At 70.3% G+C, this 24,217-nt stretch carries 23 protein-coding genes and 1 pseudogene; 9 read left to right on the forward strand and 15 right to left on the reverse strand.

Features of this window, described 5'->3' with window-relative positions; all coding sequences use genetic code 11:
* Positions 1-161: 161 nt before the first annotated feature.
* The 5 genes and pseudogenes from F790_RS14655 to F790_RS0106365 all read left to right on the forward strand — a co-directional run bounded on the left by F790_RS14655 (position 162) and on the right by F790_RS0106365 (position 1,591).
* Positions 162-338, forward strand: a complete 177-nt coding sequence (locus tag F790_RS14655) for a hypothetical protein (RefSeq protein ID WP_019569673.1) — start codon at positions 162-164, stop codon at positions 336-338.
* A gap of 31 nt (positions 339-369) precedes the next feature.
* Positions 370-898 (forward strand): annotated as a pseudogene (locus tag F790_RS14150) (TolC family protein); the annotation flags it as partial.
* A 99-nt stretch (positions 899-997) separates the two neighbouring features.
* A complete protein-coding gene (locus F790_RS14805) occupies positions 998-1,138 on the forward strand; it encodes a hypothetical protein (protein WP_019021829.1) in 141 nt (46 codons plus the stop codon).
* On the forward strand, positions 1,135-1,263 hold the full coding sequence (locus F790_RS14810) for a type II toxin-antitoxin system RelE/ParE family toxin (RefSeq protein ID WP_231372039.1): 129 nt from the start codon (positions 1,135-1,137) through the stop codon (positions 1,261-1,263). Before F790_RS14805 ends, F790_RS14810 begins: the two co-directional genes overlap by 4 nt.
* Complete coding sequence (locus tag F790_RS0106365; protein ID WP_018870275.1) at positions 1,256-1,591, forward strand: helix-turn-helix transcriptional regulator; 336 nt, start codon at positions 1,256-1,258, stop codon at positions 1,589-1,591. Before F790_RS14810 ends, F790_RS0106365 begins: the two co-directional genes overlap by 8 nt.
* 76 nt (positions 1,592-1,667) lie before the next feature.
* Here F790_RS0106365 and acs read toward each other — a convergent pair whose 3' ends face one another.
* The 6 genes from acs to F790_RS0106395 form a co-directional block, all read right to left on the reverse strand.
* Positions 1,668-3,626, reverse strand: coding sequence for an acetate--CoA ligase (acs, locus tag F790_RS0106370; protein WP_026332876.1), 1,959 nt, complete (start codon positions 3,624-3,626; stop codon positions 1,668-1,670).
* Positions 3,627-3,717: 91 nt separating this feature from the next.
* Entirely contained in the window at positions 3,718-4,470 is a 753-nt protein-coding gene (locus tag F790_RS0106375; RefSeq protein ID WP_019021831.1) for a 3'-5' exonuclease, read from the reverse strand.
* 8 nt (positions 4,471-4,478) lie between these two features.
* Positions 4,479-6,368 (reverse strand): putative nucleotidyltransferase substrate binding domain-containing protein, encoded by a 1,890-nt coding sequence (locus F790_RS0106380; RefSeq protein WP_019591139.1) that lies wholly within the window; start codon positions 6,366-6,368, stop codon positions 4,479-4,481.
* A gap of 184 nt (positions 6,369-6,552) precedes the next feature.
* The gene (locus F790_RS0106385; protein WP_019589727.1) at positions 6,553-8,322 is read right to left on the reverse strand and encodes a sodium:solute symporter family protein; all 1,770 of its coding nucleotides are present in this window, start codon (positions 8,320-8,322) and stop codon (positions 6,553-6,555) included.
* Positions 8,323-8,329: 7 nt separating this feature from the next.
* The gene (locus F790_RS0106390) at positions 8,330-8,590 is read right to left on the reverse strand and encodes a DUF4212 domain-containing protein (RefSeq protein ID WP_019589726.1); all 261 of its coding nucleotides are present in this window, start codon (positions 8,588-8,590) and stop codon (positions 8,330-8,332) included.
* A gap of 40 nt (positions 8,591-8,630) precedes the next feature.
* Positions 8,631-10,505, reverse strand: coding sequence for a DUF294 nucleotidyltransferase-like domain-containing protein (locus F790_RS0106395; protein ID WP_019591140.1), 1,875 nt, complete (start codon positions 10,503-10,505; stop codon positions 8,631-8,633).
* Between the two features lie 233 nt (positions 10,506-10,738).
* Between F790_RS0106395 and F790_RS0106400 the strand changes: the two genes are divergently transcribed.
* From F790_RS0106400 to dacB, 3 genes are all read left to right on the forward strand, one after another.
* Positions 10,739-11,314: an RNA ligase partner protein gene (locus tag F790_RS0106400; protein WP_018870268.1), complete on the forward strand. Its 576-nt coding sequence runs from the start codon at positions 10,739-10,741 to the stop codon at positions 11,312-11,314.
* A gap of 180 nt (positions 11,315-11,494) precedes the next feature.
* Positions 11,495-13,930 carry an EAL domain-containing protein gene (locus F790_RS0106405; RefSeq protein WP_019591141.1) on the forward strand — a complete coding sequence of 812 codons (2,436 nt, stop codon included), beginning with the start codon at positions 11,495-11,497 and terminating at the stop codon, positions 13,928-13,930.
* 104 nt (positions 13,931-14,034) lie between these two features.
* Positions 14,035-15,480 (forward strand): D-alanyl-D-alanine carboxypeptidase/D-alanyl-D-alanine-endopeptidase, encoded by a 1,446-nt coding sequence (gene dacB, locus F790_RS0106410; RefSeq protein WP_018870266.1) that lies wholly within the window; start codon positions 14,035-14,037, stop codon positions 15,478-15,480.
* A 22-nt stretch (positions 15,481-15,502) separates the two neighbouring features.
* Here the strand turns inward: dacB and F790_RS0106415 are convergent, their stop codons facing one another.
* Positions 15,503-16,156, reverse strand: coding sequence for a DUF2459 domain-containing protein (locus tag F790_RS0106415; RefSeq protein ID WP_019591142.1), 654 nt, complete (start codon positions 16,154-16,156; stop codon positions 15,503-15,505).
* A gap of 19 nt (positions 16,157-16,175) precedes the next feature.
* Positions 16,176-16,727, reverse strand: a complete 552-nt coding sequence (locus tag F790_RS0106420) for a hypothetical protein (protein ID WP_019591143.1) — start codon at positions 16,725-16,727, stop codon at positions 16,176-16,178.
* A 153-nt stretch (positions 16,728-16,880) separates the two neighbouring features.
* Between F790_RS0106420 and F790_RS0106425 the strand changes: the two genes are divergently transcribed.
* Positions 16,881-17,375 (forward strand): YhcB family protein, encoded by a 495-nt coding sequence (locus F790_RS0106425; RefSeq protein WP_019591144.1) that lies wholly within the window; start codon positions 16,881-16,883, stop codon positions 17,373-17,375.
* Between the two features lie 56 nt (positions 17,376-17,431).
* Here F790_RS0106425 and F790_RS0106430 read toward each other — a convergent pair whose 3' ends face one another.
* The 7 genes from F790_RS0106430 to F790_RS0106460 all read right to left on the reverse strand — a co-directional run bounded on the left by F790_RS0106430 (position 17,432) and on the right by F790_RS0106460 (position 24,215).
* Positions 17,432-17,827 (reverse strand): hypothetical protein, encoded by a 396-nt coding sequence (locus F790_RS0106430; protein WP_019021837.1) that lies wholly within the window; start codon positions 17,825-17,827, stop codon positions 17,432-17,434.
* A 61-nt stretch (positions 17,828-17,888) separates the two neighbouring features.
* Entirely contained in the window at positions 17,889-18,644 is a 756-nt protein-coding gene (locus F790_RS0106435; protein WP_019591145.1) for a glycosyltransferase family 2 protein, read from the reverse strand.
* Between the two features lie 19 nt (positions 18,645-18,663).
* Positions 18,664-19,386 (reverse strand): 3-oxoacyl-ACP reductase FabG, encoded by a 723-nt coding sequence (gene fabG / locus F790_RS0106440; RefSeq protein WP_019591146.1) that lies wholly within the window; start codon positions 19,384-19,386, stop codon positions 18,664-18,666.
* Positions 19,383-19,823 carry a hypothetical protein gene (locus F790_RS0106445; protein WP_019591147.1) on the reverse strand — a complete coding sequence of 147 codons (441 nt, stop codon included), beginning with the start codon at positions 19,821-19,823 and terminating at the stop codon, positions 19,383-19,385. Before F790_RS0106445 ends, fabG begins: the two co-directional genes overlap by 4 nt.
* Positions 19,820-20,608: a beta-ketoacyl synthase chain length factor gene (locus F790_RS0106450; protein ID WP_038036600.1), complete on the reverse strand. Its 789-nt coding sequence runs from the start codon at positions 20,606-20,608 to the stop codon at positions 19,820-19,822. Before F790_RS0106450 ends, F790_RS0106445 begins: the two co-directional genes overlap by 4 nt.
* Positions 20,605-21,795 (reverse strand): beta-ketoacyl-ACP synthase, encoded by a 1,191-nt coding sequence (locus F790_RS0106455; protein WP_019021842.1) that lies wholly within the window; start codon positions 21,793-21,795, stop codon positions 20,605-20,607. Before F790_RS0106455 ends, F790_RS0106450 begins: the two co-directional genes overlap by 4 nt.
* Positions 21,792-24,215: an MMPL family transporter gene (locus F790_RS0106460; protein WP_019591149.1), complete on the reverse strand. Its 2,424-nt coding sequence runs from the start codon at positions 24,213-24,215 to the stop codon at positions 21,792-21,794. The genes F790_RS0106455 and F790_RS0106460 overlap by 4 nt, the downstream gene beginning before the upstream one ends.
* Positions 24,216-24,217: the final 2 nt, after the last annotated feature.

Raw genomic sequence — 24,217 nt, forward strand, 5'->3', positions numbered from 1 at the left:
GCGACGTGGCAATCGGCCAAAGTTGTCTGCACGCAGGAACAGGCGGCTTCGGATGGAGATCGCCACGTCGCTTCGCGACTCGCGATGACGGGAGCGGGGCAGCGCCGTGCCGGGGGCTTTGTGGCAGCATGGAGCTATTGCCGCGAGCGAGGGCCTGTCCGATGAAACCACGCATCCTGATCCCGATCCTGATCCTCCTGCTGTTGCTGCTGAGCCTGTGGTCGGCGGGCCTCGACGGCAACGGCGGCGGTTTGCTGCCCGGTGCGCCGGACAGCGGGGCGGCCCCGGCGGCTGAACCTCCGGCCCCGGCGGTGCGGGTAACGTCGATTCCGGGGTGAACGCCATTCCGGCCCCGGCCGCCGGTTCCGGCCGGCGCGAAGTCATCTTCCATGCGAGCAGGCCCGCGAGCACCTGGCCGCGGCACGTTCGCGTCTGCAGGGGGCGCGGGCCAGCCTCGAGGACCTGCGGGCCGAGGCGCGGCTGGCGGAGTCGGAGTACCGGCGTCACCGCGAATTGTTCGAGGACGGGGCGGTGTCCGCCAGCGACCTGGAGCGGGTGGAGACCCGGCGTGACCGCGCCCGCTCGGCAGTGGAGGCAGGCGAGTCGGCGGTGGAGGTCGCACGCAGCGAGGTCGAGGCGGCGCGGGTGATCCTCGACATCGCCACCGGCGAACGCAGCGAGGAGGAAACCGAATCGCTGGCCGTGCGTGCGCCGGCCGGCGGCGTGGTGCTGCACCGGCATCGCTGCTGCGAGGGCTCGGTCGCGGCCGCGCCGGGTCGAGGTCGGCCGCCGCAGCGACTTCACCACGCAGATCCGCGAGGGTCTGGAGGCCGGGGAACGGGTGGTGACTCGACCGGGCGACCAAGTGCAGGCCGGGACCCGTGTCATCGCCGACTGAGGTGCGAGGTTTATTTCCCCGACGGTGGGGCAGGATCTCTCGAGGTACTCCAGTCTAGACATGGTGTTCGCTTGGAGCGAATACTGCCGTGAGTAAGGGATGGATGACATGGACGTCAGGTTTACGACTAAAGCGATCAAGGAACTGAAGAAGGCCGGAGTGGCCAGCGACCTTGTCCTGGCAAAAATCCGGCAATATGCGGCCGAGCCGGACAGCCTGGCGAACAATGTGAAGGGCTGAAAGGCCGAGAGGAATATCGACTTCGCGTCGGGGATTACCGGGTGCTGTTCGTGATCCTTCAAGACGGCACCATGACCATCATGGAAGTCACCGCCATTCGCCATCGGAGCAAAGCCTATGACTGAAACGGCCGAGCAAATCACTCTTGATCGGGGCGAGTATGAGGCCCTGCTGGCGCGTCTGGAGGATGCCGAAGACCGGGCCGTCATCGCCGAGCGGCGGAATGCTCCCACCCTGCCCCTCGCCGCGGTCGAACGTCACCTGGCCGGAGAAAGCCTTGTGACCCTCTGGCGGGAAGAACGGGGGCTATCCCAGCGCGCCCTGGCCTCCGCAGCCGGTATCTCGCCCGCGATGCTGAACGAAATCGAGCGGAAGAAAAAGGTGCCCTCCATCGTGACCGCCCGTGCCCTGGCCGATGCGCTCGGCGTGGGCCTGGACGATCTGTTTGCTTGAACGCCCGGGCGCGGGGCCGTGAACCTGGTGCCTCGGCAGGCGTACCAGGTTCGGATCACGGCCCCCGTGTCCGGCGTCAGGCCTTGCCCTGCAGCTGCGGGATGACCGCCTCGTTCTCCAGGGTGGAGGTGTCCGAGGTGATCTCCTCGCCCTTGGCGATGGAGCGCAGCAGGCGCCGCATGATCTTGCCGGAACGGGTCTTGGGCAGGCCGTCGGCGAAACGGATGTCGTCGGGCTTGGCGATCGGGCCGATCTGCTCGCCCACCCATTCGCGCAGCTCCTTGAGCAGCCGGTCCGCCTCGTCGCCGGTGGGGCGGTCGCCGTGCAGGATCACGAAGGCGACGATGGCTTCGCCCTTCACGTCGTGCGGGCGCCCGACCACCGCGGCCTCGGCAACGTCCTTGTGGGCCACCAGCGCGGATTCGACTTCCATGGTCCCCATGCGGTGCCCGGAGACGTTGAGCACGTCGTCGATGCGGCCCATGATCCAGAAGTTGCCTTCCGCGTCGCGGCGGGCGGAGTCGCCGGCGAGGTAGTACTTGCCGCCGAACTTGGGCCAGTAGGTGTCCTTGTAGCGCTGGTCGTCGCCCCAGACGGTGCGCAGCATCGACGGCCAGGGCTTCCTGATGACCAGGTAGCCGCCTTCGTCGGCGCCCAGGCTGTTGCCGTCCTCGTCCACCACGTCGGCGTCGATGCCCGGAAGGGCGCGGGTGCAGGAGCCCGGGACCAGGGTGGTGGCGCCGGGGATCGGGGCGATCATGTTGGCGCCGGTCTCGGTCTGCCACCAGGTGTCCACGATGGGGCAGCGCTCGCCGCCGACCTCGCGGTAGTACCACATCCACGCCTCGGGGTTGATGGGCTCGCCCACGGTGCCCAGCAGGCGCAGTTTCGACAGGTCGTACTGCTCGGGCAGGTCGGGGCCGGCCTTCATCAGCGCACGGATGGCGGTGGGGGCGGTATAGAACACGGTCACGCCGTGGTCCTGGCACATCTTCCACCAGCGTCCGGCATCCGGCACGGTGGGCACGCCTTCGTAGACCACCTGAGTGGCGCCCACCGCCAGCGGGCCGTAGGCAACGTAGGTGTGGCCGGTGATCCAGCCGACGTCGGCGGTGCACCAGAAGATGTCGTCGCCCTGCAGGTCGAACACCCACTCGTTGGTGATGATCGCGCCCAGCAGGTAGCCGGCACTGGAGTGCTGGATGCCCTTGGGCTTGCCGGTGGAACCGGAGGTGTAGAGCAGGAACAGCGGGTGCTCGGATTCCACCCACTCGGGTTCGCAGTCGACCGATTCGCCGTCCACCGCGTCTTCCCACCAGACGTCGCGGCCTTCCTGCATGGTCACGTCATTGCCGGCGCGCCGGCAGACGATCACCTTCTCGACCTCGGCGGGGTTGCTGGCCAGCGCCTTGTCGACGCCGGCCTTCAGGCCCACCACCTTGCCGCCGCGCTCGCCGCCGTCGGCGGTGATGATGACGGTGGCGCCGGAGTCCACCACGCGGTCGCGCAGGGCATCGGCGGAGAAACCGCCGAACACCACCGAGTGGATCGCGCCGATGCGGGCGCAGGCCTGCATCGCGATCACCGCCTCGGCGTTCATCGGCATGTAGATGACCACGCGATCGCCCTTCTCGACACCCATGCCCTTGAGTGCGTTGGCCAGCTTGCCGACCTCGTTGTAGAGCTCGCGGTAGGTGAGGTTGCGGGTGTCGCCGTTCTCGGCCTCGAAGCGGATCGCGGTCTTGTTGCCGCGGGCCTCGAGGTGGCGGTCGATGCAGTTGTAGGAGACGTTCATGCGCCCGTCGGCGAACCAGCGGAAATGCGGCGCATTCGAGCTGTCCAGCCCTTCGGTGAACTCGGTCTGCCAGTCGATCTTCTCGCGCGCCAGGTCACACCAGAAGCCTTCGTAGTCGGCCCGGGCCTTGTTGTGCAGGGCCTCCACGTCCTCCGGCTTGAGCCGGGCGTTCGCGGTGAATGCCGCCGGCGGATCGAAATGGCGGGTCTCGGTGAGGGTGGACTCGATGGTGTCGCTCATGCGGGCCTCCATGTTCTGCGTGGTTCCAGCGGATTCGTCAGGGTTGGGTCTCACGGGCGCGAGGATAGCATGCCTGTCGGGCGTGTCCGGCTTACCAGAAACGGCCGGGGCGGAACAGGATTCGCCGCAGCGGCAGGGTGCCCGTCGGGTCGCGTTCGGCCATCAGCGCGGCAAACAGTTCGGCCGCGCCAAGGGCGTCCAGCAGGGCGTCGTGGCTGCGCCGGGGCGGCAGGTTGTAGTCGCCGCGCAGGGCGTGCAGGCGCAGGCCACCGGCACTTACCGGACGGCCGGCGCGGCGCCGGGCGGTCTCGGCCAGGCGCAGGGTGTCGACCACCGGCAGGGGCGGGCGGGTGCCGTAGCGCCGCTCGCAGGCGCGCGCCAGAAAGCCCAGTTCGAGGGCCGCGTGGTGGGCGATCAGTACACGGCCGTCGAGCGCGCGGAACAGCGCGTCCAGGGCCTCCCCGACGTCGAACCCGCGGGCCGCGTGTTCATCGGTGATGTGGTGGATCACCGCGCTTTGTTCCGGGACCTCGCGGTCCGGGCGGACCAGCACGTAGCCGGCAGTGGCCAGATCGATGGCCGTGCCCTCCAGCGCCACCCAGCCGATGCTGAGGATCGCGTCCTGCTCCGGGTCGAGGCCGGTGGTCTCGATGTCCACCGCGAGGAAGCGAGTGCGGGCCACCGCCTGCGCGGGCGCCGGCGGCGGGGTCTCCAGGCAGTCGCGCAGCGGGCCGGCCGGGGTCTGCAGCCGCGCGCGGTTGCGGGCGCGACAGAAGCGCCAGTACCCGGGGGAAAACCAGGCGGCGGCCCGGGCGAACGGGCAGGCCTGGCCGGGCGAGGCCATGGCATTGCTCATGCCTGCCCCTCGCCCCCCAGCGCCGCCCGGGCGGCCTGCGCCACGCGCACGAAGGCGGCCTTCAGTCGGCTGCGCTCCAGGCCCGTGAGCGTGGTCGGGTCCACATGGTTGTCCGCGGACTGGCCGGCGGCGATCTGGCGCGCCTGGTGGCGCGCGCGAACGCCGGCGATGAAGCGGAAGGCCTCCTCCACTTCGCGCGCCGTGTCGTCCGTCAGGATCCCGGCGTGGGCACTGGCGCGCAGCCGCTCGGGAGTGCTGCGGGCGTCGGCCCGGGCGCGCAGGGCACATACCCGGGCCAGTGCCACGATCGGCAGCAGGCCGCGGCGCTTGAGGTCGAGGGCCGGGCTGTGTTCGCCGTCGTGTTCGAGCACGAAGCGGCGGAAGAACCCCAGCGGCGGCCGCAGCTCGCGCGCCTGCAGGGCCATCGCGGTGTGGACGCTCTCGTGCCGGTAGCCGAGCTCCAGCGCCTGCTGGCGCAGGGGCATGAACAGGCTGTGGCTGCCGTGGATGACCCGCAGGTCGAGATAATGCGTGGCCAGTCGGGCGTCCTGCGCGTCCGGCCGGGTGAACACGCGCTCGAAGGCCGCATGCCAGTCGCGCGCCGGGCCGCGCCAGGCGGCGTGGGAGGGGTCGACCCCGCCGGGGCAGCGGCGGATGCCGCAGGCGTCCAGTCCGTCGGTCACCTCGCGGGCAAGGGCAGCGAACCAATCATCCGCCTCCTCCGGGGCATCGTCCGCCCACACCAGCGCGGTGTCCTGGTCGGTATGCGCCAGCTGTTCGTGGCGGCCCTGGCTGCCGCTGGCCAGCCACGCCCAGGTGGCCGGCGCGGGGCCCAGGCGGTCCTCGGCCAGTTCCAGCAGGCGACGGGTCAGGGTGTCGATCACCAGGGTCAGCACCTGAGCGCAGCGCAGGGCATCCACCCCGGCCTCGCTCAACTGTTGCTGCAGCCGGGGCAGGGCCTGCATCCGCAGGCTCAGCTCGGCGGGCGAGCCCGCGCGGCGCAGGTCGCGGATCAGGTGGATCGCGCTGGTCCCCTGGTGGCGGATCAGGTCGGTGCCGGAGAGGATCCCGGCCAGGCGTTCACCGTCGGGTTCCATCACTGGCAGGTGATGGATGTCCCGGCGCGCCATCTCCAGCAGGGCCTCGAATGCGGGGGTGTCGCCGGTGACGGTCACCAGTTCGCGCGTCATGCGTTCGCGTACCGGGGTGTCGGGCGGGATGTCCTCCGCGAGGACGTGGCGCAGGTCGGTGTCCGTGAGCATGCCGGCCGGACGGCCGGGGGCCTCCCCCTCCTGCAGGAGCAGCGCGGAGACATCCGCCCCGGTCATGCGGCGGGCGGCCTCGCGCAGCGAGATGCCGGCATCCGCCTGCAGGACCTGGGGGCTCATCAGCGAGGCCACCGGGGTGGTCAGCAGGGTGGTGCGGCCGTCGGCGGTGCCGAGGTTATCCCGGTCGCCCATGTCGCCAGGGTCGTCGTTGTCCGGCGTGGACAGTCCGCCGGGGGCGCGCAGGAAGTCGCCCAGGGCGGGGTGGTGGAGGGCGAGGTCCTCGGCCCGGGCCTGCGGCAGGTGATACACCAGTGCGTCCTCGGTCACCCGGGCGTGACCGCCGGGTCCGGTGGCCGCACACTCGCCGCCAGTCACGCGTGCCACGTCGCCCTCGCCGAGACGGTCGCACAGGGTGTCGCCGGCGTCGAACAGCTCGATCGCCCCGGTGTGCACGATCCACAGGCCGTCGCCGTTTTCGGCGGGCGGAAACGCCGCGCCGTGGCGCAGGTAACGCAGGGTCAGGCGCCGCACCATGGCGGCGCGGGCCGGGGCGGGCAGTTCCGCGAGATCCGGTGCCTGATCGAGGAAGTCGCGGATCTCGTCGAGTTCGGCGGTCATCGCGCTGCTCCGTGGTGGACGGGGGCGGGTTGCGAGGATCGTCCGCAAGCCCACGTGGATGGACTTGCGGACGATCCCCTTGCGGGGATCGCCGCGGGCCCGGCCGGGGTGGCCGGACCCGCGACTGCCCCGGGACCATCCAGCGATGATCCCGGGGGCAGTTCCGGGCGCACCCGGGAGTGGATCAGTCGGCGCGCGGCACGCGCACGCTTTCCACCAGGTCCTGGATGTCCTTCGGCGGCGGAGCGGTCATCTTCATCACGATGAAGGCGGTGATGAAGTTCAGGGCCGCGCCGATGGGGCCGAAGCTGGACGGGTTGATCCCCAGGATCCAGCCCTCCGGCGTGTCCGGCAGCATGGCGGTCTCGGGGAAGAAGAACCAGCCCTTGTACATGAAGATGTACAGCAGGGTGGTCACCAGACCCACCAGCATGCCGGTGATCGCGCCTTCGCGGTTCATCTTCTTCATGAAGATGCCCATCATCAGGGTCGGGAACAGCGAGGCGGCCGCGAGTCCGAAGGCCAGTGCCACCACCTCGGCGGCGAAGCCCGGTGGATTGAGCCCGAGATAGCCGGCGAACAGGATGGCGACGGCCATCGCGATGCGTCCGGCCAGCAGCTCGCGCTTCTCGCTGATCTTCGGCGTGAAGACCCCCTTGAGCAGGTCATGCGAGATGGCCGACGAGATCGCCAGCAGCAACCCGGCCGCGGTGGACAGCGCTGCCGCGATCCCCCCGGCCGCCACCAGGGCGATGACCCAGCCCGGCAGACCGGCGATCTCGGGGTTGGCCAGCACCATGATGTCGCGGTCCAGCTCGACGATCTCGCTGCCTTCCCAGCCGTATTCCTCCTCGGCCATGGCGGCGAATTCTTCGTTCTCGTCGTTGTAGTACTGGATCACGCCGTCGTCGTTCTTGTCCTCGAACTCCAGCAGGCCGGTCTGTTCCCAGCGCTCCATCCAGGCCGGCTTGTCATCAAAGGCCAGGTGGCCTTCCTCGGTGCCGATCTCGCCCGGATGCACGGTGTTGACCAGGTTCCAGATGGCCATCGCACCCACTGCCGGGGCGGTGGTGTACAGGATGCCGATGAAGACCAGCGCCCAGCCGGCCGACTTGCGCGCATCCCGCACGCGCGGGACGGTGAAGAAGCGGATGATCACGTGCGGCAGGCCCGCGGTCCCGATCATCAGCGCCAGGGTCAGCAGGAACATGTTGAGCATGCTCATGCCGCCTTCGGTGGCGGTGTACTGGGTGAAGCCCAGTTCCACCATGGTGTTGTCCAGGGCTTCCAGCAGGTAGGTGTCGGAGCCCTGCAGGGTCGACCCCAGGCCCAGCTGCGGAAGCGGGTTGCCGGTCAGGGTGATCGCAATGAAGATCGCCGGCACCGTGTAGGCGAAGATCATGATCACGTACTGCGCGATCTGGGTGTAGGTGATGCCCTTCATCCCGCCGAGCACGGCGTAGATGAACACCACCGCCATCCCGGCGACCAGGCCCACTTCCAGCTGCACCTCGAGGATGTTGGAGAAGGCGATCCCCACGCCGCGCATCTGCCCGATCACGTAGGTGATGGACATCGCCAGCAGCGAGATCACGGCCACCACGCGGGCCGGCTTGGAGTAGAACCGGTCGCCGATGAATTCCGGCACCGTGAACTTGCCGAACTTGCGCAGATAGGGGGCCAGCAGCAGGGCCATCAGCACGTAGCCGCCGGTCCAGCCCATCAGATAGGCACCCCCGGTGAAGCCGAGGAAGGCGATCAGGCCGGCCATGGAGATGAAGCTGGCCGCGGACATCCAGTCGGCCGCGGTGGCCATGCCGTTGGCGACCGGGTGGACACCCTTGCCCGCCACGTAGAATTCGCTGGTCGAGCCGGCGCGGGCCCAGATCGCGATGCCGATGTAGATCGCGAAGGTGATGCCGACCACGATCAGGCTGAGAGTCTGTTGATCCATGGCCGGATTACTCCTCGTCGACGTTGAACTTGCGGTCCAGCACGTTCATGCGCCAGGCATAAACGAAGATCAGGACGATGAAGGTGTAGATCGAGCCCTGCTGGGCGAACCAGAAGCCCAGCGGATACCCGCCCAGGTGAAAGTTGTTCAGCGGCGCCGCGAGCAGGATGCCGAGCACGAACGACACGAAGAACCAGATGCCGAGGCAGATCGCCAGAAGGCGAAGATTCGCCTTCCAGTACGCCTCGCGACTGAGGTCTTGCGACATGGTGTTGCTCCTCTTTTCGTAGGTATTGGTTGTGGTGGCCTCACAGCTGGTACTGCACCGCAAGCTGCCCCTGCAGCTTGCGGGCCTGGCGGAAGGATTCCTTGAGCACCCGTCCCTCCAGGGCGCCCAGTTCTTCCGGCCGGATGCGGCTGTCGTCCTCGCGGCCCTCGCGCAGGGCCTTCTGCTGCGCCCGCAGGCGCAGCATCTGCAGATAGCGCAGGGCCGCGTGATAGTCGGCGGCGTCGCCGGGGCGCATGGCCTCGGCACTGACCGCCTGATCCATGCGCTCGTGGCTGCCGGTGGCCGGCAGCTCGGCGGCCAGCGCGATCACCCGCGCGCCGTCCACGAACGGGGTCAGGCCCTGTTTCTTCACGTCGATCCCCTCGGCACCGGCGCGGATCTCGCCGAACAGGCCCAGCGGCGGCCGGAAGCCCTGCTGGTTGGCCGCCATCTGCCGGCGAAAGCGCGAGTTGTAGGCGGTCTTCTGCAGCAGGAAGGTGCGCAGTGCCTCCACCGGCGAGGCGTCGCCGTCCACCGCGCGCAGGTCGAAGAAGATGGTGCTCTTGAGCAGGTGTTCCGGGGTGCCCTGTTCGATCCAGCGGGTGAATCGGGCTTCCCATTCCGGTCCGCTGAGGCAGCACTCCGGATTGCCGGCCATGATGTTGCCGGGGCACAGGGTGAAACCGCATTCGGCCAGCGCCCGGTTGACGGCCTGCGCCCAGGGCAGCAGGCGCGCGCGGATCGCGTCCTCGTCGCCCGGCTCGGCATCGAACAGGATGCCGTTGTCCTGGTCGGTGATCAGCGCCTGCTCCTCGCGCGCCTGCGAGCCGAACGCCAGCCAGGTGAAATCGATGCCCTCGATGTCGTACTGCGGGCGCAGCAGGGCCAGCACCCGGCGGGTCGCGTGTTCGTTCAGACGCGTGATCAGGCGCAGGACCTGGTCGGCCTCGGCGCCCTGGGTGATCACCGCCTCCACCAGCCGCGGGACCTGACGCAGGCGCCCGGCGATCTCGTCGACCGCGGTCGCCTGGCGGATCTCGCGCACCAGCCCGTCCAGGGTCAGCGGCTGGCGGGTGAGCAGATCGCGTTCGCCCAGCACCCCGGCCAGGCGCCCGTCGCGCACTACGCACAGGTGGGTCATCCCGTGTTCGGTCATCGCCTCGATGCCCTCGAAGCCCGGGGCGTTCTCCTCCAGCGCGACCGGGTCCGCGGTCATCACCGCGCGCACCGGCGTATCCAGCCCGACCCCTTCCAGCGCCACGCGGTTGAGCAGGTCGTGCAGGGTGAAGATGCCCACCGGTGCATGTTCGGCATTTACCGCGACGATCGAGCCCACGCGCTGGTCGCGCATGGTGCTCAGGGCCTCGCGCAGCGGGGTGTCCGGGCGGCAGGTGACCGGTTCGCGCGCCAGGCGCAGTGCCAGCGGGGTGTTCAGCTGGCCTCCGCCGGCCGCGTCATGACTGGCGAGGCTGTCGAGGCCCTGATGCAGGCGGTCCAGCAGGTTGGCCAGACGCCGCGTGCAGAAGTCGTTGAATACCCGCGAGCGGGCCCGCAGGCGGTCGAAATCCTCCAGGCTCAGTTCCAGGCACAGGGTGTCCTCCGCCGCGCGATGCACGGTATGCACCGCGCGCCGGCCGAGCAGGGCCCCGATCGGGAAGCATTCGCCGGGGATCAGCTCCCAGGCGTTGCCGGAGAGCTGTTCGTCCTCGCTCGGGCTCTCCCCGCGGATGCGTCCCTGACGGATGATGTGGAAGCGCTGCGCCGGGCCCGCTTCCGGGTCGGTGATGCGCGCCCCCTGTTCGTAGAAGCGCGTCTGCAGGCGCGGCAACACGAATTCCAGCGCCTCGGCCTCGAGCTGGTCGAAGGGCGCGTGGGCGTGCAGGAACTCGCGGGTGCTGTCGAGGGCGTCGGACATCGTGTCGGCTGCGGGAATCGGCGTCCCGCGCCCGTTGCAAGTCGCGGGCCAGTGATTCCAGGCCTGTAAAAACAGGGGTTTGTGACGCAGAAGGGGTGGCGGGTGTTACGCGGCGTAACACCCTTCGTTACGCCGCGTAACGGCCCGTAACGCCGCGGCGTAACACCCCGGTTGACCCCCTCGCGGGGGGTATCGATGATGGGACCTCGTCCCACAGCCACCGGAAGGTCCCCATGCGCCGCTTCGTGCTGGACACCAGCGTCTTCACCAACCCGCACGTCTCGGCGCAGTTCGGCGAGACCCCCGAGGCGGTCCTGCAGCAGTTTCTCCGGCTCGCGCGCGACTGCAGCGCGGAGTTCTACATGCCGCTGTCGGTCTACGAGGAATTCCGCACCATGCGCGACCTCGAGCCGCTGGCCGCGGATTTCGAGACCGTGGTCTGGGTGCGTTCGCCGCGTCGCTTCGCATTGACCCTGCCCAGCGACATCCTCTACGAGTTCATCGACGAGGTTCGTACCCGGATCGACCGCGGCCTGCGCATCGCCGAGGAGCATACCCGCGAGGCCGGGGCGGCCGAGTCCCTGCGCCCGGAGCTGATCACCCAGCTGCGCGAGCGTTTTCGCGAGGCGATGCGCAAGGGCCTGGTGGACTCGCGCGAGGACGTGGACGCGGTGCTGCTGGCGATGGAACTGGATGCCGAACTGGCGACCGCCGACCAGGGCATGCGCAAGCTGGGCAACCGCATGGGCATCAAGCTGGTCACCGCCGAATACCTCGCCGGGGTGATGGAGAACCTGGCTGGTCACTGACATCCCGCCCCGCCGGCCCCCTGCATGCCCCGTGGCGGGGCGGGGCCTGCCCCGTGAAGGGGCAATGGTTGTCGACCGCCCCGCCGTGGCCGCGGCGTATCGGGAATCGGGTCCGGGCAGGGCACTGGTCCGGGAATTGCTGGGACCCCGGGTCGCAACCCTCAAGACCCGGAACAATACATGCTGGTGGTACGTATTCAGGGCGGTCGTGCGCCGCGTGACTGGACCCGCTGGGGGCATCCTCTGTCCCCCGAGAGCCCGCAGATCTGGTGTTTCCCGCTGCCGGATCGGATGGACCTGGCCGACCTGGTCGAGGCGATCGTGCTGGAGACCCCGGAGGAGCGGCTGGAGGACTGTCTGGGGCTGTGGTCCACCGGGGATCCGGCCGCCGGTCTGTCGCTGGCCTCGCTGGACCAGCTCGAACCGCTGGCGGTGATGCATGCGCGTCTGCACGAGCCGTGGATCCTCGGCCCGCTGGCCGGCGTGGTCGAGTCCCATTTCCAGCCCATCGTGGATCTCGCCCGCCAGGGCGAGGTGTACGGTTACGAGATGCTGTGCCGGGCGCGCCATCCGGAACGCGGTCTGCTGGGCGGGGCCGAAACCTTCGCCCTGGCGCGCCGGGCCCGTTGCCTGGATGACCTGGAACAGGCCTGTCAGATCCGTGCCCTGGCGCGCAAGGCCGAGATGCTGCCGGCGGGCACGCCGATATTCATCAATGCCCTGCCGCAGTCCCTGCTGGGGACCGATCTGCACCGGCATCCGTCGCTGTCCTGCCTGCGGCGGCTGGGCGTGGCGCCGGAAGACGTGGTGATCGAGATCGTGGAGAGCGATCACGTCGAGGACATCGACGCGATGTCGGCGGCCTGCGATACCCTGCGCGGGCTGGGGTTCCGCATCGCCCTGGACGATCTCGGTACCGGCTATAACGGCCTCGCCCTGCTGGCCAGCCTGCGCCCGGATTTCATCAAGCTGGACCGCGGGCTGGTGCACGAGGCGCACGGGTCCCGGGTGCGCTCGGTGATGCTGGAGACCCTGATCGCGATGGCCCGTCGGCTCGGTTGCGCCACCGTGGCCGAGGGTCTGGAGAGCGAACGCGATCTCGAGCTGTGCCGTGATCTGGGGGTGCATTTCGCGCAGGGCTTCCTGATCGGGCACCCGGCGTCGGTGCCGGTGGAGCCGGCCCCGCTGCCACCGCGTCCGGAGGCCGGCAACCCCGCCGGAGAGGCGGGCGAGATGCGGCTGATGGACTACGTGACCCGGGTGCCGACCCTGCCGATCGAGGCGGATCGCGCGCGGGTGCGCGAGATGTTCCGCTGCCACGGCGACATGGGCCATCTGCTGGTGGTGGGCGAGGGGCGGCCGCTGGGCTTCATCGCCCGCGACCGCTTCCTGCGCGAACCGCCGTCGCGCGACCATGCCGGCATCGGTCGCCTGGTGCGTCCGCTGTGCAACGTGCTGCGCGGGCACGTGCCGGTGCGCCAGATCCTGTGGCGGCTGTTCCATTGCCGCGAGGTGCACGACCCGTGGGTAGTGGTGGACGATCACGGCCAGCTGACCGGGGTGATCCAGCCGTGGCAGCTGCTGGAGCAAGCCCTGAAGCAGGGGACCGACGAGGGCAGCCATCCGCTGACCGGGCTGTCCACCGGGCCGGCACTGCGGGGCCTGCTGGAAAAGCGGCGCCTGGCCGGGCAGCCTCAGGCGCTGCTGTACATCGACCTCGACAACTTCAAGGCCTTTAACGATCGCTACGGCTTCGTGCGCGGCGACGCGATGATCAAACTTCTGGCAGAGTGCTTGCGCGCGGCGTTCGGCGATCACGGCGAATGCGACCTCGGCCATATCGGGGGCGACGACTTCATGGTGGCGGGACCGGCCGCCGCGGAGGTATGGCTCAACCGGCTGCACGAACTGGCGCTCAGCTTCGATCAGCTGTGCGGCCATCTCTACGACCGCGAGGACCTCGAACGCGGGTTCTTCACCGGCGACGACGGTTCGTGCTTCCCGGTGGCGAATCTGTCCGCGGTGGTCGTCCTGCCCGCCCCCGATGCGGGCATGGACAGCGTGGCGCTGTCGGAACGGGCCGCTGCGCTGAAAAAGGAGGCCAAGTGCCACTCGGGCTCCGTGATCGTGCTGGACGGTGACCCGCCGCGCTGCCTGCCGGTGGAGCCGGTGCGCGACGGCGACGATGATTCCTGGCAGGAACAGGCGGTGGCGGCCCTGGAACGGGTTGCCCGCGGTCCGCGCGGGCAGGGCGGGCATGATCTCGACGCGTGGTTTCGCGAGCATCCCTATTTCGAACTGGTCTACGAGCTGGATGGTCAGGGGCACCAGCGCTACGCCAACTGGGTCAATCCGGAGATGCGCGGGCGCATCCAGACCGGCGGCATGGGGGTCGACCGCTCCACCCGGACGTACTTCCACGAAACCGTGGGCCGCGGCCAGCCGTTTGTCTCCGACATCTATCTGTCCTCGGCCTCCGAGGATTTCTGTGTGACCCTGGCGATCCCGCTGCCCGATGCCGCCGGGGCGCTGGTGGGCGACATCAATCTGGCCGGGTTGCTGGCCCTGCGCAGCCGTACGCGGATCGCCGGCGCTCGCGCGCCGGCGCTCGTCTGAATCCCGCGTCCCGGCGGGCCGGGCATCGGGCATGCCCGCCGTCGGGAGGCTTGCCAGCGCGCGCGTGGCGGCGAATACTGGGGATCCCGATTTCCCTGAGAGTGATGGCCGCGTCGATGAACCATCCAGTCCGTGTGCTGTGGGGCGCGTTGTGCCTGCTGCTGATGTCCTCCGTCCCGGCCGCAGCCGAATTCGAACGCCTGCCCGGGGCGCTCAAGGCCGCGATCGAGGAGCAGGGGCTGTCGCCCCGCTCGGTGGGCCTGTGGGTGGAGCGCGCCGGAGACGACCAGGTGCTCGCCCAGTTGAATGCCGATCGTCTCTTCAACCCGGCCTCCACGCTCAAGCTGGCGACCTCACTGGCGGCGCTGGATCAGCTGGGGCCGGACTACACCTGGAAGACCGAGCTGTGGGCCGTCGGCGAGCTGCGCGACGGGGTGCTGGACGGCGACCTGGTGGTACGCGGCACTGGCGACCCCGGCATGGTCAACGAGGAGCACTGGCGCATGCTCGGGCAGCTGCGTCAGGCCGGCGTGGAACGCATCGCCGGCGACGTGATCCTGGACGCCTCGCATTTCGACGCGGGGCCGCAGGACCCGGCCGCGTTCAACGGGCAGCCGCTGCGGGCCTATAACCAGGGCGTGTACGCCCTGCACGTGAACTCCAACGCCCAGCGCATCCGCGTGCGGCCCGGGCGCAACGGCGAGACCGTCCGGGTCAGCCTGGATCCCCCGCTGCCGGACGTGGAGATCGACAACCGGCTGCGCCCCGGGCGCGGGCGGTGCGGCGATTTTCAGCGCGGGATCGAGATCGATGCCGACCGCGCCAACGGTCGCCTGACGCTGACCGGCGAGTATCCCGTGCATTGCGGGGAATACGAGTTGCTGCGTTCGGTGACCGAGCCCGAACGCAATCACGCCGGGCTGTTCCGTCTGCACTGGTCGCAATGGGGCGGGGAGCTGGACGGCGAGATCCGTCCGGGGCGCATGACGCCCCTGCAGCAGGAGCCCCTGGTGACGCACCGCTCGCGGCCGCTGGCGGACCTGATCCGGGTCTCCAACAAGTGGAGCTCCAACGTGATGACCCGGCATCTGATGCTGACCCTGGGTGCCGAGCGTCACGGGGCTCCGGCGACCATGGATCATTCGCGCCAGGCGCTGATGGAAGCCCTGCGCGAGCTGGGCGTGAACCCCGGCGGCATGCGGGTGGACAATGGCTCCGGCCTGTCGCGCGACGCGCGCATGTCGCCGTACCAGCTGGGGCAGATCCTCCGGGCCGGCTGGGAGCATCCGCTGCGGCCCGAGTTCCAGTCCTCGCTGGCCCTGGCCGGGATCGACGGCACCTTGCGCAACCGCTTCAATAACGGCGCCGAACGCGGCCACATGCATCTGAAGACCGGACACCTGCGCGAGGTCTCCGCGGTGGCCGGCTACGTGCGTACAAAGAGCGGGGATGACGTTCGCGTGGTTCTGCTGGTGAATGATCCGCGCGCCCATATCGGGCCGGGACGCAGCCTGCAGGAGGCCGTACTCGGCTGGGTACGCGCGCTGTAACCGGTACGCCCGGAGCGCCCGGTCAGCAGTCCGGTGCGTCGTTGTCTTCCGTTGTGTTGCCCGGGGGCACCGGACACACCTGCCAGCGCGACAGGATCGGCGGCCGGGATACCCGAACCTCCAGTTCGGCCAGCCACAGCGCGATCATGCGGTTGGAGTTGTGGCGCAGGCTGTACCGGGTCGGGTGCTCGACGAAGGCCATGTCCCAAACCGCCATTTCGCGGCGGTCGTCCTGGCCGCGTCGCCACAGGGCTTCCAGATCCTCGCGCAGGGCGGCGGTCTCGTCGGCATCCACCGTGAGGGTGTGCACCTCGCGTACCGGGACTCGCAGGTCACGTCGGAGGGCTGCCTGCGGGGCCTCGCCGGTCAGCACCTGGCGTCCCAGCGCGGCCCGGGTCGGCCAGGCCAGTGCGGCCAGCGCGCTGAAGGGCCCGGTACGGCGTTCGGCATAGAACCGCCAGTCCCCGTAGGAATAACGCAGCCAGTGCCGGCCGTCCGCGTCCGGCAGCAGCAGACTGCTGTGTCGTCCATGGTCGATGATCAGCACCTGCGTCGCCGGTTCCGGATCGGGAGGCGGCTGCACCTGTACCGGTGCGCAGCCGGCGAACGCCACGGCCAGCAGGACCAGGAGAACGGTCCGGGGGACGCGGAGATACGGGACAGCGGGCCGGGGCATCGATGGCTCGCGGTTTCCGTCAGTGACGTTCCAGCTTGCCCAGCTCGTTCAGGATGGACTGCACCAGGCTCTCGCCCTGCGGACCCATGCCCTGACACAGCACCTCGGGATCGCGTTCGCCATCCACCAGGCGCTTGGTGATGCCGCCCAGACGCGCCATGTCGCCGCCCGCGCGGGTCATCTGTTCGGCCATCTGCGACAGCCAGTGCAGCGACTGCGGATCGCCGCGGGATGCTCCGTGGATCATCTGCGCCAGCCCCGGCGCGGCCTGCGCGGCATCGGCGGTCTGGTTCGGATCCGGCAGTGTGGCCGGGTCGTGCAGGCCGGTGAGAATGGACGAAAGAATGGCGCTGTCTTCCTCGTCCAGACCGTTCAAAAGAGACGGGTCGCGCTGGCCGTCCAGCACCTGACGGATGCGGGCGACCAGGTCCGTCCAGCCGCCCTGGATCGCCTGTTCCAGGACGGGCTCCAGCTCCTGCCGGCTCTGCGGGTTCTGGCAGGCCTGCACCACCAGATGGATCAGCGTGGCATGGGCCTGCCGGATCTGCTGCGCGCGCGGCGAATCCTGCATCGTGGGAATCCTTGCTTTCCGGGGGTTTGTGCGAGGGTAGCATGTGCGTTCCCATGGAGCGTGGGGCACAATGGCCCCGGGACGCTCCGGGGAAAGGCCCGGGGCTCCGGAAGCAACGCCGGCGGCACGCCGGAGCGAAAAAAGGTGACAGCGGTGGAAGAACAGACGGCAGTCGGGCTGTGGGTGGCCCTCGGCATCCTGGCGATCGTGGTGGCGGCGCTGGTCGGCTTCTGGGTCGGCCGGGTGACCAGCGACGAACGCAAGCTGATCCGTCAGCTGGAAGAAGAGCTGGATCAGCGCATGCAGGAGCTCACGCGCTACCGCTCGCAGGTAAACGATCATTTCGACCGTACGGCCACGCTGTTCGCCAGCATGGCGGGCACCTACCGCGACCTCTATCACCATCTGGCGCAGAGCGCCGAGGAGCTGGCCGACAAGCCCACCCGCGAACGCCTGGAGGATCGGGCGGGCAAGATGCTGGCGAACACCCACCAGCGCGATTTCGATCCCGGTCAGGGCGGCGGCGAATCTTCGGAGTCGGGCGACCGGGGCCCGCAGGAGTCCGGACGCCTGTCCGATGCCTCCGATCCCGAAGAGGCCGGGCAGCGCGAGCGCCGGTCCGATCCGAAACGCCCGCGCCCCGATTGAGCCCCGATTGAGCCGCTCGCGGTCCAGCCCCGGAACCGACCCGTGCGGATCCCGGGCTACCGGCGCGAGAGCTCGGCCCGGATCTGGTTGTCCAGGTTCTCGATCCAGCGGTTGTAGTTCGGGTGGATCTCGCCGTTGGTGTGGTTGAGGTTCGTGCTGTCCTTGTAGTCGATGCGGTATTGCCCGGCGGAATACGGGATCTCCACCACGGCGGTGTGATCGCGCACGCGGATCGCCCCTTCCATCACGCCCGGTTCGACCTCCTCCATGCGCCAGCCGAGCCGGGCGCCCGCATCGCGAATGGCCTGCGACATCACTTCGGCATCGGGACGCTCGCCCTGTGCATTGGTGATGGTGGTGTCGCTGACGTTATGCACCGGGGCGGTGCCGCGGCAGCCGGCCACCAGGAACAGGCTGGTGACAACGACGATGAGCAGGGTCTTGTAGTGCATGGTTCGGTTCCCTCCAGGTCTTCGGTGTGCGCTGCAACGGCACCTGAGTGTAGAGTTCCGGTCAGCTGTTTTCCACGGTCGGCGCCGTCTCCGGCCGGCGCAGCGAGCGCCACAGTCCGAGCGGGCGCATTCCGCGGCGCAGCAGGTGACCGGCGACCATGAAGATGATGCGCAGGGTATCGGCCGCCGGGCGGAAATGGCTGGGACGGCGATCCTCGGGATAGATGCAGCGCACCGGCACCAGACGTGCCGGAAAGCCGTGCCGTTCGGCCGCGATCAGCGCCTCGCTCTCGAACACGAACGAGCGGCCGCGCCCGTGGGGGATGCGCATCTGCCGCAGCAGGTCGGCGGGGTAAAGGCGAAAGCCCGACTGCGAATCGCGCAGCGGCTGCGCCGAGGCCCAGCCGATCCAGAAATCCGCGACCCGGTTGCCGAACAGGCGCAGCGGCGGTGTGCGTTCGCGGTCCTTCAGCCGGGCACCGAGGATCAGGTGTCGGGGGTGTTCCCGCCAGGCGGCGATCAGCGCCGGGATTTCCGTGGCGTCGTGCTGGCCGTCGCCGTCCAGGGTGACGACCGCGTCGGCGCCCTCGGCCACCGCCTGCTGCATCCCGGCCCACAGGGCGCCGGCCTTGCCGCGGTTGGGTTCCAGGCGCAGGACCTCGGCATGGGTGGCCGCCAGGGTGGCGGTGTCGTCGGCGGAACCGTCGTCCACCACCAGTACCCGGTCGACCTGCTCCCGCGTGGCGGCGGTCACCGCCTCGATGGTTGCGGCCTCGTTGTGGGCCGGGATCACGGCGAACACGACGGGGGCGGTCATGGCTGCGGAGGCCGGGGCATCAGGCCAGGGCGCCGTTGATGCCGATGACCTGCCCGGACACGTAGTCGGCGGCCTCGGAGGCGAGATAGCCCACCAGCCCGGCGACCTCGGCGGGCTCGCCGGCGCGGCGCATGGGTACCATGCGGCGGATGGTGTCGGCATCGAATGCGGATTCGCTCATCGGGCTCTCGATGATCCCGGGCGCGACCGCATTGGCGGTGATGCCGCGGCTGGCGACCTCCTGGGCGAGCGACTTGATCGCCCCATGCAGGCCGGCCTTGGCCGCGGCGTAGTTGGCCTGGCCGCGGTTCCCGGTGACTCCGGCCACCGAGGTGACCGCGATGACCCGGCCCCAGCGGGTGGTGATCATCGGCAGCAGCGCCGGCTGCACCACGTTGTAGAAGCCGTGCAGCGAGACCTCCAGTGGCCGGCGCCACTGTTCCGGCGTCATGCCCGCCAGCGGGGCATCGTCGTGGACCCCGGCGTTGTGCACCAGGATCTGGAACGGGCCGCGGGCGATCTCGGCTTCCAGCGCCGCGCGGGTGGCGTCGGCGTCGGTGATGTCGAAGCCCAGCACCTCGGCGCGGCCGCCGTCGGCGCGGATTTCTTCGACGACGTTCGAGGCGGCCTCGGTGTTGCGGTTGGCATGGACGAAGACCTCGCAGCCGGCGGCGGCGAGATCCCGGGCGATGGCCGCGCCGATGGCGCCGCTGCCGCCGGTGACGAGTGCGCGTCGCGTCATGGGGTTTCTCCGGGTTCCAGGATGACCGTCGCGCGGGCGGCCAGCAGCGGTTCGCCGGCGGCCTCCACGGCGAGATCGTAGATCGAACTGCGGGCGTCGGCCATCACCTGGCGGGCATGAATCTCCAGCGGTGCGTCCAGGGTGTCCAGGCGCCGTGCGTGGATCTGCAGGTCGCGCACCGCGGCGAGATAGCCCGCTCGGGGTGGTGCGCCGTCCGACGCACCCAGGCTGCCGTGCACGGCCATCGCCTGGGCGCCGTATTCCAGTGCCGCCAGGGCGTGCAGCCCGCCCGTACCACGCAGCGGATTGTCCGGATCGCGGTGCGATCGGGCGCGGCAGTGGATGGCGTCGGCATCATGGGCGACCACCTCGTCCAGCAGGCTCATCGCGCCGGCATGCGGCAGGCGCTCGCGGATGGCGGCGGCGTCCAGGATCATGGCGTGGTTTCCTCCACGTGCAGCCCGAGTACCCGCCCGGCGGGGGCTTCCAGGACCACTGCGTCGTGGTGGGCGCCGGCCAGCCGTTCCAGCAGGGACAGGGCCCGGGCCGCGGGATTGGTGGCGCGCAGCGCTTCCAGCGCCGGCGCCCGGCAGGGGGTCTCGGGGCCGATCGCCGCGGGGTCCAGGCGCAGCTGCCACTGCGCCCCCGCGACCGGCCCCAGGCGCAGGCCGAAGGCGAAATTCTCGTGCACCGGGCGGACCTCGCGGAACAGCTCCATCGACGGCACGTCATAACAGACCAGCAGGACCTCGCCCCCCTCGGCCAGCTGCAGGGTCACCGCCTCCAGCAGCCCGGCGGCCACCGTGCCGGTAAAGCCGGACAGGGCGGTGGCCGGGGCCGGGTTGCGGGTGGCGATGGACCAGTTGCCGGCCGGGGCGTTGTGCACCGAGTTGTGGAACTGCATGGGCGAGACCGCCGGGTCCGGCTGGGTCAGGGTCTCGCAGATGCGGTCGATGATGTCCATGTCGCCACTGGAGGAGGCGAACACGCTGCGCATGGACGCGCGGTCGCCGCCCTCGCTGGCCTCCTCGGCCGCATGCAGGGCCAGGCGGATGGTCTGCGTGGTACGCCGACGCTCGTTGGCGGGCAGCAGGCTGGTGGGCGGGATCTGCACGGGGGCGTACAGGTGCTCCTCGCGCCCGGCGAGGATCTCGCGTGCCGAGGGGAAATCCGTCAGCCCCGGTCCGATCAGCCCGATCGCGTGGATGCCGACGGGATTCAGCACGGGGCCTCCAGCAGCAGTGAGCAGTTGTTGCCCCCGAAACCGAAGGCGTTGAGCATCACCCGGCGCACCGGGCGTGCCTCGCTGGCCGCGCGCGCATCCAGGTCCAGCTCGGGGTCCGGGTCGGTCAGTCCGGCGGTGCCGGGCACGAAGCCGCCGCCCAGACTGGCCAGGGCCTGGGCCGCGCCCACCGCGCCGGCCGCGCCCAGGGTGTGTCCGGTCAGGCCCTTGGTACCGGCACAGCGCGCCCGCGGGCCGAGGACATCGGCCAGCGCGCGGGCCTCCGAGCGGTCGTTGGCGGGGGTCGCGGTGGCGTGCATCAGTACGTAGTCCACGTCGGTGCCCGCACATCCGGCGCGCTGCAGGGCCTCGCGCATGGCCCGCGCCGCGCCCGCGCCCTCCGGGTGGGGTGCGGACATGTGGTGGGCGTCGCTGGATTCGCCGTGGCCGGTCAGGCGCGGGGCGTCCGCCGGGGCATCCTCCGCGCGTTCCAGCAGGAAGAAGCCCGCCGCCTCGCCGATGGAGATCCCGCGCCTTTGCCGGTCCAGCGGGGTGCAGGGCTCGGGCGCCACCAGCTGCAGGGCGTTGAAGCCGTACAGGGTCATCCCGCACAGCGAGTCGACCCCGCCGACGATGGCCGCGTCGCAGACCCCCGCCTGCAGATGACGCCAGGCATCGGCGAACACCTTGGCGCTGGAGGAGCAGGCGGTCGAGACCACCATCGCCGGCCCGCTGAGGCACAGGCGCGTGGCCACGTAGTCCGCCAGCGAATACATGTTCTGGGTGTGGCGGTAGTCGTAGTCGGGGGGCAGGGCGCCGGTCTCCGGATCGCGCCGGCGATAGGCCTCCTCGGTGGCCGCGATCCCCGAGGTGCTGGTGCCCAGCAGCACTGCGACCCGGTCGGCGCCGTGGCGCCGCACCGCGCCGGCGACCGCGTCGAGGAAGCCGTCCTGCTGCAGGGCGAGTTCGGCCAGGCGGTTGTTGCGGCAGTCGAACGGCGCCAGCTCGCCCTCCAGCGGGTGATCTTCCAGGCCCTGGACGCGGCCGATGAAGGTCTCCAGATCCACGTCGGGCAGGTCGCAGCGCCGCAGGCCACTGCGGCCCGCGCGCAGCGCGGCCGCGCCCGCGGCGTTGCCGGTGCCGGCGGCGCTGGTCTGGGTGTGGGCGGTAATGGCCAGGGCATTCATGGAGACGGTTTGATCCTCGAGCGCAATAACCCCGGTCCGGAGCCGGAGGCCGCGGACGTCGGGGGCGGGTTCACGGGACGGGCCAGCAACAGGGCCGCCACGTAGGAAAATACCACGCCCAGGGCCACGGTGAGACCCAGGGCACGCAGCACCGGCAGGCTGGACAGGGCCAGCAGGGCGAACACCAGACCGGTGGACAGGGCGCACAGGGTCACCGAGCGGCGGGTGCGCCGGGCCTCGTCCGGTTCCATGGCGCCCGGGCGGCCGAGGAATACTGCGTAGTCCAGCCCCAGCCCGATCACCAGCATCAATGCAATCAGGTGGAACAGGGTCAGCTCGATCCCGAGCAGCAGCAGGCTGGCGGTGGTCAGCAGCAGCCCGGCGGCGACCGCGGTCACGATCCGCAGGCTGCGCCCGGGGTCGCGCGTCAGCAGCCACAGCAGGGCGGTGACCGCCAGCGCGGCCAGGGCCAGGCGGGTCAGGGCCGCCGTGCGAAAATCCGCGACCATGGCCTCGGTGGTGGCGCGCAGGTCGACCAGTTCGACCTGGATACCGGTGGCCGCATTGTGGCGGTCGATATGCCCGCTGACGGCGTCGGCGTCGCTCAGACCGCGCAGCAGCACCTGTCCGATCCAGGCCCGTTCATGGCCCGCCGCCGAATGTTCGCCCGGGGCCAGCAGCAGCGGTTCCAGCGCCTGGCGCAGCGGCCCGTCGGGCAGGCTGGCGGGGGTCACCGGGTCCATCTCGCGACTGCGTTCCACGTCATCGAGAAACGGCGTGAAGGCCTCGGCCTGAAAGCCGTGGTCCCGCACCGCCCGTTCCACGTGTTCGGCCAGGGTGTCGCGCTCGGGCAGGGCCGCCTGGCGTTCGCGCTGGGTCGCGGTATCCGGGAGTATCTGCGCGGGATGGTCGAAACCGGTGATCGCCCCCGCGTCGCGCAGCGCCTCCAGCGGTTCGTCCAGCGCGTGCGCGGCCTGCAGCACGGCGTCGGCGGATTTTCCCCGGATCAGCACCAGATGGCGCACGTCCGGCAGGCCGAGGGCGTCGCGCAGTTCGCGATCCAGGGCGATGGCCTCCTCGGGGACCGGGTTCAGCGCGGTCAGCTGGTCGTTCCACGGGAAGGGGTCGCGGCTCAAAAGCACGGCCAGCGCCGCGAGCACCGCCACCAGCAGCAGACCGAGACCCGCTCGCTGTCCGCGTGGCCGCAGCGAGGGCAGGGGCAGTCGCGGTTCCGGCAGGCCCCGTTCGCGTGCGCCGCGTGGCAGCAGCGCCGGCAGGACCCAGCGGGTGACCGCGGCGGCGACCAGGATACCGGTCAGTACGAACAGGCCCAGCTGGGCCATGCCGGGGAACGAGGTCGCGGCCATCAGCGCGTAGACCAGTGCGGTGGAGCCGGCACCCAGCACCAGTGCGGGCCACAGTTCGCCGGCGACCCTTGCGGCCCCCCGGCGGCCGGTGTGCGCGAACAGATGCAGGGGGTAGTCCAGCGCGACCCCCAGCACGGTGATGCCGAAGGCCAGCGCGATCCCGTGCAGATGGCCGAAGACCAGCGTGACCATGGCCGCCCCGGCGAGGATCCCGCTGCCCAGCGGGATCGCCGCCAGCCACACCGGATGGGGGTGGCGGAAAACCACCAGCAGCAGCACCGCCAGCGCCAGCGAGGCGGCCAGGCTGAAGGCGGTGACCTCGGCGCGGATGCGCTCGCGCGATTCCACCGCGATCGCGGGCGGCCCGGCCTGCAGCAGGCGCAGGTCGGCCTCCTCCAGGGCCGCGAATTCCTGTTCGACGCGCTGCAGCAGCCCGGTCTGCTCCTCCAGGCCTTCGGCCGCCGGCGCGATGCGCACGACCAGCAGGGCCCGCTCGCCGGCCGGGTCGGTCCATACGCCGTGCTGCCCGCGGGTCGCGTCGCCGAACGGGTCGCGCAGGCGATCGCCCAGTTCCAGCAGTTCGCCGGTGGGGTCGCGCGGGATCAGCTCGCGCGGCATCGCCGGCACCGCGCTGGAGAGGTCGTCGCGGCGCTCGGCGAACGCGCTGTCCAGGTGTTCCCGGGAGAAGCGCTCGGGCGTGACGGCCGGGCTCAGCAGATAGCGCAGGTCGAGGATCGCCTCCAGCGCCTCGGGGTCGAAATCGCCGCGTCCGTTATGCACGCCGGCGACCGCCGGATCCCCGCGCAGGGCCTCGGCGAGTCCGTCGGAGGCCGCGGCGCGCCGTGCGGCATCGCCGCCCTCGATGGCCAGCAGCAGCTGGCGGGCGCCCGGCCCGGCGTCGACGTCCAGCGGCAGTCCGGCCTCGGCGCCGGGGTCGGGCATGAAGCGTCCGAGATCGGTGGCCATCTCGCCGCGCAGGGCCAGGACCAGGGCCGCGATCAGCAGACCGGCCAGCCACAGCGTGACCGCGGCACGCGAGGGGAGGGACGACATGC

Origin of the sequence: Thioalkalivibrio sp. ALE20 (assembly GCF_000381405.1) — a bacterium.
Classification (GTDB): Bacteria; Pseudomonadota; Gammaproteobacteria; order Ectothiorhodospirales; family Ectothiorhodospiraceae; genus Thioalkalivibrio.

Excerpts from the sequence above, each read along its gene's own strand:
- F790_RS14655 (WP_019569673.1), top strand. The coding sequence starts at position 162 with ATGAAACCACGCATCCTGATCCCGATCCTGATCCTCCTGCTGTTGCTG.
- F790_RS14805 (WP_019021829.1), top strand. The coding sequence starts at position 998 with ATGGATGACATGGACGTCAGGTTTACGACTAAAGCGATCAAGGAACTG.
- F790_RS0106365 (WP_018870275.1), top strand. The coding sequence starts at position 1,256 with ATGACTGAAACGGCCGAGCAAATCACTCTTGATCGGGGCGAGTATGAG.
- acs (WP_026332876.1), bottom strand. The coding sequence starts at position 3,626 with ATGAGCGACACCATCGAGTCCACCCTCACCGAGACCCGCCATTTCGAT.
- F790_RS0106375 (WP_019021831.1), bottom strand. The coding sequence starts at position 4,470 with ATGGCCTCGCCCGGCCAGGCCTGCCCGTTCGCCCGGGCCGCCGCCTGG.
- F790_RS0106380 (WP_019591139.1), bottom strand. The coding sequence starts at position 6,368 with ATGACCGCCGAACTCGACGAGATCCGCGACTTCCTCGATCAGGCACCG.
- F790_RS0106385 (WP_019589727.1), bottom strand. The coding sequence starts at position 8,322 with ATGGATCAACAGACTCTCAGCCTGATCGTGGTCGGCATCACCTTCGCG.
- F790_RS0106390 (WP_019589726.1), bottom strand. The coding sequence starts at position 8,590 with ATGTCGCAAGACCTCAGTCGCGAGGCGTACTGGAAGGCGAATCTTCGC.
- F790_RS0106395 (WP_019591140.1), bottom strand. The coding sequence starts at position 10,505 with ATGTCCGACGCCCTCGACAGCACCCGCGAGTTCCTGCACGCCCACGCG.
- F790_RS0106400 (WP_018870268.1), top strand. The coding sequence starts at position 10,739 with ATGCGCCGCTTCGTGCTGGACACCAGCGTCTTCACCAACCCGCACGTC.
- F790_RS0106405 (WP_019591141.1), top strand. The coding sequence starts at position 11,495 with ATGCTGGTGGTACGTATTCAGGGCGGTCGTGCGCCGCGTGACTGGACC.
- dacB (WP_018870266.1), top strand. The coding sequence starts at position 14,035 with ATGGCCGCGTCGATGAACCATCCAGTCCGTGTGCTGTGGGGCGCGTTG.
- F790_RS0106415 (WP_019591142.1), bottom strand. The coding sequence starts at position 16,156 with ATGCCCCGGCCCGCTGTCCCGTATCTCCGCGTCCCCCGGACCGTTCTC.
- F790_RS0106420 (WP_019591143.1), bottom strand. The coding sequence starts at position 16,727 with ATGCAGGATTCGCCGCGCGCGCAGCAGATCCGGCAGGCCCATGCCACG.
- F790_RS0106430 (WP_019021837.1), bottom strand. The coding sequence starts at position 17,827 with ATGCACTACAAGACCCTGCTCATCGTCGTTGTCACCAGCCTGTTCCTG.
- F790_RS0106435 (WP_019591145.1), bottom strand. The coding sequence starts at position 18,644 with ATGACCGCCCCCGTCGTGTTCGCCGTGATCCCGGCCCACAACGAGGCC.
- fabG (WP_019591146.1), bottom strand. The coding sequence starts at position 19,386 with ATGACGCGACGCGCACTCGTCACCGGCGGCAGCGGCGCCATCGGCGCG.
- F790_RS0106445 (WP_019591147.1), bottom strand. The coding sequence starts at position 19,823 with ATGATCCTGGACGCCGCCGCCATCCGCGAGCGCCTGCCGCATGCCGGC.
- F790_RS0106455 (WP_019021842.1), bottom strand. The coding sequence starts at position 21,795 with ATGAATGCCCTGGCCATTACCGCCCACACCCAGACCAGCGCCGCCGGC.
- F790_RS0106460 (WP_019591149.1), bottom strand. The coding sequence starts at position 24,215 with ATGTCGTCCCTCCCCTCGCGTGCCGCGGTCACGCTGTGGCTGGCCGGT.